Origin of the sequence: Vibrio albus, assembly GCF_003144035.1 — a bacterium.
GTDB lineage: Bacteria > Pseudomonadota > Gammaproteobacteria > Enterobacterales > Vibrionaceae > Vibrio > Vibrio albus.
Genome location: NZ_QFWT01000015.1, coordinates 25,213 through 38,270, shown reverse-complemented (window position 1 = coordinate 38,270; position 13,058 = coordinate 25,213). Strand labels below are relative to the sequence as shown.

The 13,058-nt window shown below is 46.6% G+C and carries 13 protein-coding genes; 1 reads left to right on the top strand and 12 read right to left on the bottom strand.

Annotated features, from left to right (window positions below; translation table 11 throughout):
• Positions 1–42: 42 nt before the first annotated feature.
• The 12 genes from atpB to rpmH all read right to left on the bottom strand — a co-directional run bounded on the left by atpB (position 43) and on the right by rpmH (position 10,425).
• Positions 43–819, bottom strand: coding sequence for a F0F1 ATP synthase subunit A (gene atpB / locus DI392_RS18850; protein ID WP_109321242.1), 777 nt, complete (start codon positions 817–819; stop codon positions 43–45).
• 8 nt (positions 820–827) lie between these two features.
• Positions 828–1,187, bottom strand: coding sequence for an ATP synthase subunit I (locus DI392_RS18845; RefSeq protein WP_109321241.1), 360 nt, complete (start codon positions 1,185–1,187; stop codon positions 828–830).
• A gap of 178 nt (positions 1,188–1,365) precedes the next feature.
• Positions 1,366–2,262 carry a ParB/RepB/Spo0J family partition protein gene (locus tag DI392_RS18840; protein ID WP_109321240.1) on the bottom strand — a complete coding sequence of 299 codons (897 nt, stop codon included), beginning with the start codon at positions 2,260–2,262 and terminating at the stop codon, positions 1,366–1,368.
• A gap of 26 nt (positions 2,263–2,288) precedes the next feature.
• Positions 2,289–3,068 carry a ParA family protein gene (locus tag DI392_RS18835; protein WP_109321239.1) on the bottom strand — a complete coding sequence of 260 codons (780 nt, stop codon included), beginning with the start codon at positions 3,066–3,068 and terminating at the stop codon, positions 2,289–2,291.
• 14 nt (positions 3,069–3,082) lie between these two features.
• Positions 3,083–3,715: a 16S rRNA (guanine(527)-N(7))-methyltransferase RsmG gene (gene rsmG, locus DI392_RS18830; RefSeq protein WP_109321238.1), complete on the bottom strand. Its 633-nt coding sequence runs from the start codon at positions 3,713–3,715 to the stop codon at positions 3,083–3,085.
• Entirely contained in the window at positions 3,715–5,607 is a 1,893-nt protein-coding gene (gene mnmG, locus DI392_RS18825) for a tRNA uridine-5-carboxymethylaminomethyl(34) synthesis enzyme MnmG (protein WP_109321237.1), read from the bottom strand. Before mnmG ends, rsmG begins: the two co-directional genes overlap by 1 nt.
• 494 nt (positions 5,608–6,101) lie before the next feature.
• Positions 6,102–6,536 (bottom strand): FMN-binding protein MioC, encoded by a 435-nt coding sequence (gene mioC, locus DI392_RS18820; protein WP_109321236.1) that lies wholly within the window; start codon positions 6,534–6,536, stop codon positions 6,102–6,104.
• 44 nt (positions 6,537–6,580) lie between these two features.
• A complete protein-coding gene (gene mnmE, locus DI392_RS18815; RefSeq protein WP_109321235.1) occupies positions 6,581–7,942 on the bottom strand; it encodes a tRNA uridine-5-carboxymethylaminomethyl(34) synthesis GTPase MnmE in 1,362 nt (453 codons plus the stop codon).
• A 124-nt stretch (positions 7,943–8,066) separates the two neighbouring features.
• A complete protein-coding gene (gene yidC, locus DI392_RS18810; RefSeq protein WP_109321234.1) occupies positions 8,067–9,695 on the bottom strand; it encodes a membrane protein insertase YidC in 1,629 nt (542 codons plus the stop codon).
• A 2-nt stretch (positions 9,696–9,697) separates the two neighbouring features.
• Complete coding sequence (gene yidD / locus DI392_RS18805) at positions 9,698–9,955, bottom strand: membrane protein insertion efficiency factor YidD (protein WP_109321233.1); 258 nt, start codon at positions 9,953–9,955, stop codon at positions 9,698–9,700.
• Positions 9,922–10,245 carry a ribonuclease P protein component gene (gene rnpA, locus DI392_RS18800; protein ID WP_245884154.1) on the bottom strand — a complete coding sequence of 108 codons (324 nt, stop codon included), beginning with the start codon at positions 10,243–10,245 and terminating at the stop codon, positions 9,922–9,924. Before rnpA ends, yidD begins: the two co-directional genes overlap by 34 nt.
• 45 nt (positions 10,246–10,290) lie before the next feature.
• Complete coding sequence (rpmH, locus tag DI392_RS18795) at positions 10,291–10,425, bottom strand: 50S ribosomal protein L34 (protein ID WP_093278272.1); 135 nt, start codon at positions 10,423–10,425, stop codon at positions 10,291–10,293.
• A 572-nt stretch (positions 10,426–10,997) separates the two neighbouring features.
• Between rpmH and DI392_RS18790 the strand changes: the two genes are divergently transcribed.
• The gene (locus DI392_RS18790) at positions 10,998–12,734 is read left to right on the top strand and encodes a methyl-accepting chemotaxis protein (RefSeq protein WP_109321231.1); all 1,737 of its coding nucleotides are present in this window, start codon (positions 10,998–11,000) and stop codon (positions 12,732–12,734) included.
• The last annotated feature ends 324 nt before the right edge of the window (positions 12,735–13,058 follow it).

Genomic DNA, 13,058 nt, shown 5'->3' with positions numbered 1-13,058 from the left:
GACTCCAAGTTACTATTAAAGTAAGTATTAGTTTTCGTTTAGTTAATGATCTTCAGACGCTTGTGACAGATAAACTATCGTCAGCACCATAAAGATAAATGCTTGCAAAGTGATTATAAGTATATGGAATATCGCCCAAGGTACCGAAAGTACCCATTGAGACCACCACGGCAACAAGCCTGCAATAAGAATAAAAATCAATTCCCCTGCATACATGTTACCGAACAGACGAAGTCCCAGCGAAACCGGTTTGGATATAAGTGTCACGCCCTCAAGAATCAGGTTGATCGGAATGAACGCCCAATGATTGAATGGCTGTAGAGTAAGCTCTTTTGCAAAGCCTACAGGGCCTTTAATCTTGAAGCTGTAAAACAGAATCAAGCCAAAAACACCTAACGCCATTGAGAGTGTGATGTTTACATCCGCAGTTGGTACAACGCGTAGATAGTGAATCCCCATCAAACCAGCAGCATGCGGAAGGAAGTCAACCGGGATCAAGTCCATTAAGTTCATCAGAAACACCCATACAAAAATGGTCAGTGCTAATGGTGCAATTAATACACTTCTTCCGTGGAAAACATCCTTAACCGTATCCTCTACAAACTCGACGAGGATCTCGACGAAGCATTGCAGTTTTCCCGGAACACCGCTGGTCGCATTTTTAGCCAACCTAGAGAATAACCAGAGAAATCCAGCCCCAAGAAGCACAGAGATAACCATCGAGTCAATGTTAATTGACCAGAAGCCTTCCCCTGAACTCAAAAAGGTAAGGTGATGCCCGATATATTCTTGAGGAGTTATTACGTCTGAACCAGACATTGAACATCCTATTTTTCACGGTTAATAAACACAAATGACGTTACGTATTGCACCACTGCTCCCAGACAAAACATTCCGACGATCATCGCTGGTGGGTAACTGGTTTCCTTAAACAGGTACACCAGAATCCCCGCCGCCATCATCAGCCGGTAGATTGACCCTGCATACGCCCTTGCCACCGCACTGTTCATGTGTGTGGATAAGTTGATATACAGATTGGCAAGCAGGACAGGAAAACAATACGCAAGTCCCCCAAGAAGAGCCGCCAAAGCGCTCTTCCCATCATATGCAAAGCTAACTACGGCCGCTATAGCAGCAAAAAAAACGCATTGCCAGAAAAAAGACAACAAATACCATTTTTTAAACATAGATAACCATTCATTAACTGAGCATAATGATATTTTCAGCTCTGCGGTCTATCTACAGAGCTAAACCCTGAATTTATCGAGAAACAGAATAACCGCTTCTTTCAAAAGAATACATAAACATTATAAAATTTAGTTGAATTTATTAAACATTAGTTTAATCAAATACTCTAAAAACTTCTCAATTTGTGCTGTTTGCCAACATTTCCAGAATATTTTCCAGTGTATTTTCATCATCAACATTGATGGTGATACGAGCTTTCCCACTATTGGCAATATCCAGATTAACCTTAGCTTGTATCCGGTTTTCCAACGCCATAGACAAGTCCATCGCTTGCTGAGTTGGTGATTTTTTATGCACAACTTTATCTTCTGCAGGTTCAAGCAGTTTCTTCACATACTGCTCGGTCTGGCGCACGGTCATTTTTTTATCAGCAACGACCTGAGCTGCCGCAGACTGAGCTTCCTGTTCCAGAACCAACAGAGCACGAGCATGGCCCATTTCCAGTTTCTTCTGCTCAACCAGCTTTTTCACCGGCAAATCAAGCAAATTAAGACGTAACAGGTTAGTCACTGTGGTACGTGACTTGCCTACCGCATCAGCCACCTGCTGATGGGTCAGCTCAAACTCATCTTGTAAACGCTCCAGCGCCTGCGCTTCTTCAATCACATTAAGATCTTCGCGCTGAATATTCTCAATGAGCGCCATCGCGATGGCTGCACGATCCGGAACATTCTTCACCAGACAGGGAACTCGCTTCAGCCCCGCCTGTTTAGCGGCTCTCCAGCGGCGTTCACCGGCAATAATTTCGTATATACCGTCTTCAGACTGACGAACAACAATGGGTTGGATGATCCCCTGAGACTGAATGGAAGCAGATAATTCTTCCAGCGCTTCCGGAGACATCGCTTTACGAGGCTGGTACATACCAGGTTTGAGATCCATGATCCCGATATCAGTCAGCTGACCATCATTGGAAATGGCCTGACTCTGATGAGCGGTATGTTGTTTTTCCCTAGCCAGAGAGCTTGTAGCCAGTAAGGCGTCTAAGCCTTTTCCTAAACCACGTTTAGACATCTAACGTAATTCCTTATTTTTATAAACTATGCCGGTATCTGGACTTCTTCACGGCGGAGCATTTCTCCAGCCAGAGCCAGATATGCCTTAGCACCAGCAGAATGCTTATCATAGTACATCGCTGGGCGGCCATGACTTGGCGCTTCAGCCAAACGTACATTACGAGGAATTACTGTTCGGTAAACTTTGCCACCAAAATGCTTTTTCAGTTGATCCGACACCTCGTTGGACAAACGATTTCGGGGATCAAACATGGTTCGCAGCAAACCTTCAATCTTCAGATTTTCATTGACGACTGCAGCCAATTTGCTGATGGTATCCATCAGCGCCGTTAACCCTTCCAGGGCAAAATACTCACACTGCATAGGAACCAACACGGAATCTGCCGCAGCCATGGCATTGATTGTAAGAAGATTCAGAGCCGGTGGACAATCAATAAAGATGAAATCATAGTTATCACGAACAGTGGACAGCGCATTTTTCAGCCGGATTTCACGGGCAAACACTTCCATTAACTTAATTTCTGCTGCGGTCACATCACCGTTCGCCGCAATCAAGTCATAGCCGCCAGTGGTTGTCCGACACACCACTTCCTCGAACGGCGTATCTTCAACGAGTAACTCGTAGGAAGTCGCATCAATCTGGTATTTATCGACCCCGCTTGCCATCGTGGCATTTCCCTGCGGATCAAGGTCAATAACCAACACTTTTCGTTTCGTTGCAGCCATAGATGCGGCAAGATTAATACAAGTTGTTGTCTTGCCTACGCCACCTTTTTGGTTAGCTATTGCAATAATTCTTCCCACGTCGTTCTCCCTGATTATTTTTTCCCCGACAAGATTACAAGATGTCTCTCGCCATCAAGCTCAGGAACCTGTAAAGGTTTGATGCTGATCACATTACACCAGTCAGGCAGTCGCTCGATTTCATCTTCTGGTAACTGTCCCTTTAATGCTAAGAAACGACCACTGTTCTCTTTTGGTAAGTGATGACACCATTCCAGCATATCCTGAATAGACGCAAATGCCCGACTGAGCACCCCATCAAATCCCTCTTCCGGCACAAAAGCCTCGACACGGCTTTGTACGGTAGTGACATTGGTTATCTTCAGTTCATGCAATACCTGTTTGATAAACCGGATCCGCTTACCCAGGCTATCCAGCAGGAAAAACTGTTTATCCGGATTCATAATCGCCAGAGGAATGCCTGGTAAGCCCGGGCCGGTACCAACATCAATAAATCGCTGACCTTCCAAGTGCGGACTCACCACTATGCTATCAAGGATATGTTTCACTAACATATCCTCCGGATCACGTACGGAGGTGAGATTATACGCTTTATTCCACTTATTGAGCAGTTCAACATATCCAACCAACTGCTTACGTTGATTTTCGTCAACAATCAGGTCGGTCTGTGCGACAAGCGCATCCAGTTTTGTGCGTAATACGCTCATCACTCGTCACCCTTCTTCAGTAATCCCTGTTTTTTCAGGTAAACCAGAATAATCGAAATTGCCGCCGGGGTAATCCCTGAAATCCGTGAGGCTATCCCGATAGACCCCGGTTTGGCGTCTTTCAGTTTCGCCACGACTTCATTGGACAGGCCTTTCACCATATCGTAATCAAAGTCACTTGGGATCTGGGTATTTTCATGCCGCAGTGATTTTTCTATCTCATCCTTCTGACGCTGGATATAGCCTTCGTATTTCACCTGAATTTCAACCTGCTCGGCCGCCTGACGATCTTCCATTGCGGGAGCAAAGTCGGGTAGCGACGTCAGCGACTCGTAACTGACTTCTGGACGACGCAGAAGATCTTCCCCACTGGCTTCGCGCATCATCGGTGTTTTCAACAGCGTATTCAGTTGATCAATATTGTTCGATTTAGGATTCATCCAGATATCCCGAAGACGCTGACGCTCCAGTTCAATATGTTCAACTTTTTCGTTGAATCTTGCCCAGCGGATGTCATCGACCAGCCCCAGTTCACGACCTTTTTCTGTCAGACGCAAGTCCGCGTTGTCCTCACGCAGTAACAGACGGTATTCAGCCCGGGAGGTAAACATGCGATAAGGTTCTCGAGTGCCCATGGTTGATAGATCGTCGATCAGTACCCCCATATAAGCCTCATCACGACGTGGACTCCATCCTTCTTTCCCTTGGGTATAAAGACTGGCATTTAACCCTGCCATCAGCCCCTGGGCCGCCGCTTCTTCATAACCGGTCGTACCGTTGATCTGACCGGCAAAGAACAGACCTGAGATCGATTTCGTTTCGTAGGTTTTCTTCAGATCTCTTGGATCAAAGAAATCATATTCGATGGCATAACCGGGACGTACAATATGGGCGTTTTCAAATCCCTGCATGGAACGGACTATCTGAACCTGGACATCAAACGGCAGACTGGTAGAAATCCCGTTCGGGTAGAGTTCCGTCGTATTCAGCCCTTCCGGTTCAATAAAGATCTGGTGACTGTTTTTGTCCGCAAAACGCATAACCTTATCTTCGATAGAAGGGCAATAGCGTGGTCCAATACCTTCGATAACCCCAGCGTACATAGGGCTTCGATCCAGATTGGCACGGATTACCTCGTGAGTACGCTCATTGGTGTGAGTGATGTAGCAAGGTACCTGACGAGGATGCTGCCCACGTTCACCAAGAAACGAGAAAACAGGCGTTGGATTGTCGCCATGCTGTACCTGTAGCTGGGAAAAATCGACGCTGTTGGCATCGATACGTGGCGGGGTACCTGTTTTTAAACGATCAACCCGAAGCGGAAGTTCTCTAAGTCGATCCGCAAGAGGGATCGATGCAGGATCGCCTGTACGGCCTCCAGAGAAGTTTTCCATCCCTATGTGGATCTTTCCTCCAAGAAAGGTTCCAACGGTCAATACAACGGCTTTGGCGTGGAATTTCAGTCCCATCTGAGTAATAACACCAGTCACTTGATCGTTTTCAACAATCAAGTCCTCCGCTGCTTGCTGAAACAATGACAGGTTAGGGGTGTTTTCCAGTACTCCTCTGACCACAGTTTTATACAAAGCACGATCAGCCTGAGCACGGGTCGCTCTTACTGCTGGCCCCTTAGATGCATTAAGTGTTCTGAACTGAATACCTGCTTTATCGATAGCCTGAGCCATTAACCCGCCTAAGGCATCAACTTCTTTAACCAGATGACCTTTACCAATACCACCAATAGCCGGGTTACACGACATTTGACCCAAAGTGTCAATATTATGAGTAAGTAGTAAGGTTTTCTGACCTGTACGGGCAGAAGCAAGTGCCGCTTCTGTACCTGCATGACCGCCACCGACGACAATGACGTCAAATTTTTCGTGATAAAACATGGATCGACCTTAGGGTTACCAAACAGGAATAAGACAAAAGAGCGACATTTTACCTTGTTTGTATGGGGGGAGAAAATGCTTTCTGCCTTTTTTCGATCTTATCCTGAGCGTTATTATATATATAAGATCTATATATAGATCTTTTATTAGATCTATTATTAAGGAATCCATTATCTGTGGATAAGTGAAAAATGATCTTAAAGATCATGTTGTTTGAGATGATCAATTCTTGTGATCTGACACTGATCTTACCGTGTATGATCTGGGATCAAAATTGATGGTTATTCACAAAGATCTTTTTTAGGTGATCTTATTATTGGGATAACTATAGGTTAATAACGAGAAAGATCTATATTTATCCACAATCACATTTTATATTAGAAACTTTTCTTTAATAAGTTGTTAGTAAGTCTGTTTTTCTTTGTTTTTATTAATTAAAACAAGTAGATATGTAGTTGGTGAACAGGCGAGTAGGTGTTTTCGCCTGTGAGGAGTTATAGCTTGGAGATGTTTTCCAGTAGCCAGGCTTCAGCAGGCTCTTCCGGGATCTGGTTTTCCTGAACATCAATCATCATACAGTCAGAAATTGCTGTTGCGCCGATATCTCTGAGCAATTCAAAGGCGTGTTTACCGGCAGCACAGAAGGTGTCATAGCTTGAATCACCGATAGCGATGACGGCGTATTTCAGCTTATCGGTTCTTGGCGGAGTGTCCTGAAGAGCGTTAATAAATGGTTGTATATTTTCCGGGTAGTCTCCAGCTCCATGGGTTGAAGTGATGATCAGCCAGGTATCTTCTGCCGGAATGTCATTGAAATCTGGTTGGTTATGTACCTGTGTTTCTATTCCTTTTTCCTGCAGCAGATCATTTAAGTGATCGCCGACATACTCGGCACCACCCAGGGTGCTGCCAGTGATGATATGAATCATACTTCTCTCCTAAAAAATAAGGCGGAATATCCGCCTTGTTTGGTTTACTTGCCGATACAGAATGAAGAAAATATTCTGCCCAGAAGGTCATCGGAACTGAACTCCCCGGTAATTTCGTTCAGGTGCTGCTGGGCAAGGCGCAGCTCTTCAGCCAGGATTTCTCCGGCCATAAAGCCTTCCAGCTGTTGCTGACCGGTGTTCACATGTTCTGCGGCACGTTCCAGTGCATCCAGGTGGCGTCTGCGGGCCATAAAGCCACCTTCGCTACCGCCGGAAAAGCCCATACACTCTTTCAGGTGCTGACGCAGTGATTCTACTCCTGAGCCTGTTTTTGCGGACAATCGGATCAGTGTCGGTGAGCTGACGTGGCAGATCCCGCTTTCTTCACCGGTTTGATCGGCTTTATTGCGGATCACGGTTATTCCCATGTTGTCTGGCAGACGATCGACAAAATCGGGCCATATCTCTTTCGGGTCCGTTGCCTTGGTAGTGGTGCTGTCGACCATAAACAGCACCCGGTCAGCCTGTTCTATCTCTTCCCATGCCCGGTCGATACCAATACGTTCGACTTCGTCTGATGCATCACGCAGACCTGCCGTGTCGATAATATGCAGCGGCATACCATCGATATGGATATGCTCTCTGAGGACATCACGGGTGGTTCCGGCAATATCGGTCACGATGGCAGAGTCTTTACCTGACAGGGCATTGAGCAGGCTGGATTTTCCGGCATTCGGGCGTCCAGCTATGACCACTTTCATGCCTTCTCGCATGATAGCTCCCTGATTAGCCTCTTTACGCACGGCATCCAGGTTATCGATGATGGCCTGCAAATCGGCTGCCACTTTACCGTCGGCAAGAAAATCGATTTCTTCTTCCGGAAAGTCGATCGCTGCCTCAACATATATCCGCAAATGGATCAGTGATTCTACCAGCGTATTTACCCGGTTAGAGAATTGCCCTTGCAGAGATTTCAGCGCAGATTTCGCGGCTTCTTCTGAGCTGGCATCTATCAAATCGGCAATCGCCTCAGCCTGTGTCAGATCCAGCTTATCATTCAGGAATGCGCGTTCCGAAAATTCACCGGGACGGGCAGGGCGGAGGCCGTCAATTCGCAGGATACGGTTGATCAGCATATCCATTACGACAGGTCCACCGTGTCCCTGAAGTTCCAGTACGTCTTCCCCGGTAAACGAATTTGGGTTAGGGAAATACAGGGCAATCCCCTGATCCAGCTCAGTACCATCTTCTGTTTTGAATGGCAGATATTCAGCGTAACGGGGACGGAGGGTCTTACCTGTGACCTCCTGAGCCACGAAAGCGGCTTTGGGGCCGGAAACGCGGATAATACCCACACCACCCCTACCAGGTGCAGTGGCTTGAGCTACGATAGTGTCTGTTGTCATGTCTGTTACCAATATAGAGAGGAGGGGCTTGCCTCCTGTCTGAATCATTACTTAGCTAAATTGTAATCAGCCTAAAACAAAAAGGCGACCTTACGGCCGCCTTTCTTCTGCTTTTATATGGCAGTTACTTCTTAGAGTGTAAGCCTTTCTTTTCCAGATTCTTATAAATAAGCGTCTGTTGGATAAGGGTTACCACGTTCGATACCAGCCAGTACAGAACCAGGCCTGACGGGAAGAACAGGAAGAAGAAAGTGAACATAACCGGCATAAAGGTCATTATCTTCTGCTGCATAGGATCCGTTACTGTGGTCGGGCTCATACGTTGGATCATAAACATGCTGACACCCATCAGGATTGGCAGGATGTAGTATGGGTCCTGAGCGGACAGGTCAGTAATCCAGCCGAAGAATGGTGAGTGGCGTAGCTCAACCGATTCCATCAGGGACCAGTACAGTGCGATAAAGATAGGCATCTGCAGGAAGATAGGCAGGCAGCCACCCAGTGGGTTTACCTTCTCTTTCTTATACAGTTCCATCATTTCCTGGCTCATGCGCTGACGGTCATCACCGATACGCTCACGCATCGCTTGCAGCTTAGGCTGCAGCATACGCATTTTTGCCATTGAGGTGTACTGAGCTTTAGTCAGCGGGTACATAGCACCACGGACAATAAAGGTCAGGATCATGATGGCCACACCCCAGTTTACGACAATGCCTTGGATAATTGACAGTAACCAGTGAAGAGGCTTAGCAATGAACCATAGCCAGCCGTAGTCCACTACCAGATCCAGGTTTGGCGCGACTTTTGCCATTTGTGTCTGAAGTTTTGGGCCTGCCCACAGTGTGGCGGTAAATGTACCGGTTTCACCGTTAGCAATGGTTTTATTTGGTATACGGACACCGATATCACCGACATTGCCGATAATACGGGTATACAGGCTTGAGCCTGATGCATTACGCGGAACCCATGCTGTCGCGAAATAGTGCTCCAGCATACCAACCCAACCTTCGCCATCTGGCAGGTTCAAAGCCAGGTTACGTTCCTGCATATCGTCAAAGCTGTACTTTTTATAGCGGGTTTCATGGGTTGAGTAGGCACCGCCGCGGTAAGTCGGCATGGCCAGGCTACCACCAGCATCAACGACATTCTGACGCAGGTGAGCATACATACCCAGAGTGGCACTGCTACCGGACTGGTTATTAACGGAGTAGACAACGTCAATATCGTATTCACCGCGCTTCAGTACGAATGTTTTGGTGTACTGAATGCCATTAGCTGTGTAAGTGAAAGGGATGCGTAGTTCGCTCTGATCATCAGCAAGGGTATAGCTGTCAGCCGCTGCTTGATAAACCGGGCGGCTGTTGCTGCTTAAATCAATCCCCTGAGGACCAACCAGACCACTCTGAGCAATATACATATGTTCTGAACTGTTTTTCAGAAGAGTAAATGGCGTGTCTGAGTTTTCTTCTTTAGCGTACTGGTTAAGTTGCGCCATCACCACATCACCACCGAAAGTGTCAATCGACAGAGTGAGCACATCGGTTTTTACTGTGACAATTTTAGCCGAAGTGTTGTGTTGTGGCGCTGGGTCTAGTTCATCCGTCGCAGACGCTGCCGGCAAAGTACTGCTGGTTTGTGCTTGTTGTTGCTCTGTATTCTGATACTCAGGATTGGTCTCAACCTGCCACTGTTGATACAGCAGGAAAGAAACCAGAGCAAGAGCCAGAAGCAGGATATTACGTTGAGAATCCATCGTTATTTATCTCTGTCCGTTTTTTCTATTGGTGGAACGGGGTCAAATCCCCCTTCATTCAAAGGATGGCATTTTAATAGACGTTTGGCAGATAACCAACACCCTTTTACAAAACCGTGAGCTTTTAACGCTTCTATTGCATATTGAGAACAGGTTGGAGTAAAGCGGCAGCGCGGGCCGATAAGAGGACTTATCACCCATCGGTAAATATTGATGAGCCCGATAGCTAGCCACGTGAAGGGCGAGAGAGGCGACGCCATAATTTATCAAATAGCTTGAATATTTCTTCATTGCTCAAATTCTGCGCGCTTTTCTTGGCAATAACAACAAAATCTTTGTGAGGGAGCTGATGCTGTTTATTGCGGAAGCTTTCTCTGGCAAGTCGTTTAAACCGGTTACGGCCAACAGCGGTTTTTATCTGTTTTTTCGGAACGGCTAAACCTAAACGGGGATGCGAAAGAGAATTGTTTCTGGCAATGATAGTAAAATGAGGGGAGCCAGCACTGTGAGCTTGCTGGAAGACAGTTTGGTAATGCTCGGGAGTTAGCAGACGTAACTCCCGATTGAACGCGTACTTAGTCAAAATAATCGCGAATTATTTTGACAGGCGCTTACGGCCTTTCGCACGACGTGCATTAATTACTTTACGACCGTTCTTTGTCGCCATACGTGCACGGAAACCGTGAGTACGTTTACGCTTTAGAACTGAAGGTTGAAAAGTGCGTTTCATGGTTAATACCTTTACTGATCAGTAGTTTTTAGGTTTTTGTTAAACCCGGCGTGGGCATCCTTCTCTTTAGTCTCTCTATATAAACAGAGGGAGAGAAAAACCGACGCCTCTCAACAAAGAGGCGGAATTGTAATCACAGACTAACGAATAGTCAATAATGGGTCTAACGATAATTCCGGCCGACGGATTATACGGGGTGTGATGTAAATCTCAAGGATCTTTTGTCATCAGGCTAGGATCTAAATTTACCTTGAAAATTATTTAGCCATGATCTTGGCTTTTATGTGTGTTTCTGTGTATATCTTGTGACTTTTTTCTGTCTGTTTTTTGAATTACGTAACACTTTTTTTGCGATATAAACTAAGTGTTTTCTGGAAATACTAGTAAAATTATCAGTAAACGAGTTGACGGGTACCGGACTAGAACTGGATAAACAGCAAGCGGTGCGCCTGATCATATAACGCTTCTCAGTGTGGCTATCTTAAATAAATCAATATGTTATTTAACTTATTCCGGAGGATGAAGGAGGAAAGGCTCATTCTGAATACCGGAGTCCACCAGGAGCTTAGAGTATGAAAATCGACAATATGATGAAACTGGTTTTCATTGTGATCGGCGGCGGTATCATTATTAGTATCGCAACTGTTCTTCAACTGAACGGATTACTGCAGCATGTCGATGAGACAGCTCAGATCCGTTATCAGTCTTATCAGACCGCAGACGAACTCAGGCAGAGTTCTGACGATCTTACCCGCCTTGGCCGTACCTATGTGCTGACCGGCAATAGTGACTACGAAAAAATGTACATGGATATCCTGGCGATCCGTAACGGTGAGCTGGCCCGTCCGGAAAATTACCACAGCATCTACTGGGATCTGGTGCTGAACTATGGGCAGAAGCCCAAACCGGACGGCAAAAGAGTGGCGCTGCATGACATGATGAAAGAGCTGGGCTTTACTCAGGATGAATTCCGCTTGCTGAAGCAGGCACAGCAGAACTCCGATGCCCTGGTGAATATGGAAGTCAAAGCCATGAACGCAGTGAAAGGCCTGTATCCTGACAGCAACGGTAACTACACCGTGCGTGGCGAGCCTGACCGGGAGATGGCGGCTCAGCTGTTGCACAGTAAGGCTTATCACCAAGAAAAAGCCAAGATCATGGCTCCCATCGACAAGTTCTTTAACCATCTGGAGCAGCGCACAGCCAGGCAGTTTGATGCCGCAGCTGAAGACGTACTGACCACGGTGCTGGTAGGCAACGCCTCTTTGATCACTGTTTTTGTGCTTGCCATCGCCGGGTATGTGATTGTCAACCGTAAGGTGGTGAAACCTATCAATAAGATGGTAGGGGTACTGCAGCAGGTGGACTCCGATTCCAACCTGACCCTGCGGGTAGATGATAACGGTCATAATGAACTGGGGATCATCGGGGCCAGCATCAATAGGGTACTGGACAGTTACGGCAATACCATCGGCAAAATCAATCAGGTAAATACCACCATCCATGCAATTTCTGAAACCATTCAGGGGATCAGCCACAAGAATATTTCCATGTCCGGTCAGCAGAGCCAGGAAATGGAAATGGCGGCCACGGCGATGGAAGAGATGACCACGGCGATGTCGAACGTCTCGGAAAGCACCAATGTGGCTGAACAGTATGCCGGCAGCGCTGAGCAGGAAGCGGTCAAAAGTAAACAGATGTTTGACCGGACCCGTGATGAGTTTATGCAGCTGGAAGGCGAATTTACAAATACCTCGGAAATCATTCAGCAACTGGCGGATGAGTCGGCGAATGTCGGCAATGTGCTGGATGTGATTAAGGCGATTGCTGAGCAGACCAACCTGCTGGCACTGAATGCGGCTATAGAAGCGGCCCGGGCCGGAGAGCAGGGACGGGGTTTTGCCGTGGTGGCCGATGAAGTGCGCTCACTGGCGCAGAGAACGCAGGATTCGACCGGAGAAATAGAGGGCATCATTCTGACCCTGCAGGAGAAAGCGCAGCTATCTACCCAGACCATTCAGAAAAGTGCGGAGAAAATGCAGTCCACCCGGAGCAATATGGGGGCCGCTGATGAAGCGCTGAATACCATCCAGGGCTCGGCGGCAGAGATCCACAAGCTGAATACCTCCGTGGCGGCAGCGACAGAAGAACAGCTGCAGGTGAGCGGGGAGATATCCGGTAATATCACCAATATTATGAACCTGTCGACGGATATGAATCAGGCGGTTAATCAGCTTGATCCTATTATTACTGAATTACAGAGGAATGTTGAAGAATTAAACGGGGTGATATCTCATATCCGAACCTGATCGGATGCTTCTTTATTCAGGAGATTTAAGAACCGGCGATTTATAGAGCCGGTTCTCCGCATCTAACCCGTTTCAGGTATGTATAGTCCATTTGATGAATAATGTCTGTATATATAGCGCATATATTGTGGATAAGTTGGTGCCTGTAAATGATCACTTCCTGCTTAATTCATGGGCTATATGGGGTTGTCGTGATCACATATCCTGTTATTTTGTGTATATCATTGGGGAAAAAAACGAAGATCCCCTGATAGTCTGGTGAAATTTTGTGAATAACTTGGATCTTATTCACTGGATCGGTGATCATTTACTGGCGATCTTGCT

Bases quoted from the DNA above. Each gene is read 5' to 3' on its own strand.
- atpB (WP_109321242.1), bottom strand. From the start codon at position 819: ATGTCTGGTTCAGACGTAATAACTCCTCAAGAATATATCGGGCATCAC.
- DI392_RS18845 (WP_109321241.1), bottom strand. From the start codon at position 1,187: ATGTTTAAAAAATGGTATTTGTTGTCTTTTTTCTGGCAATGCGTTTTT.
- DI392_RS18840 (WP_109321240.1), bottom strand. From the start codon at position 2,262: ATGTCTAAACGTGGTTTAGGAAAAGGCTTAGACGCCTTACTGGCTACA.
- rsmG (WP_109321238.1), bottom strand. From the start codon at position 3,715: ATGAGCGTATTACGCACAAAACTGGATGCGCTTGTCGCACAGACCGAC.
- mnmG (WP_109321237.1), bottom strand. From the start codon at position 5,607: ATGTTTTATCACGAAAAATTTGACGTCATTGTCGTCGGTGGCGGTCAT.
- mioC (WP_109321236.1), bottom strand. From the start codon at position 6,536: ATGATTCATATCATCACTGGCAGCACCCTGGGTGGTGCCGAGTATGTC.
- mnmE (WP_109321235.1), bottom strand. From the start codon at position 7,942: ATGACAACAGACACTATCGTAGCTCAAGCCACTGCACCTGGTAGGGGT.
- yidC (WP_109321234.1), bottom strand. From the start codon at position 9,695: ATGGATTCTCAACGTAATATCCTGCTTCTGGCTCTTGCTCTGGTTTCT.
- yidD (WP_109321233.1), bottom strand. From the start codon at position 9,955: ATGGCGTCGCCTCTCTCGCCCTTCACGTGGCTAGCTATCGGGCTCATC.
- rpmH (WP_093278272.1), bottom strand. From the start codon at position 10,425: ATGAAACGCACTTTTCAACCTTCAGTTCTAAAGCGTAAACGTACTCAC.
- DI392_RS18790 (WP_109321231.1), top strand. From the start codon at position 10,998: ATGAAAATCGACAATATGATGAAACTGGTTTTCATTGTGATCGGCGGC.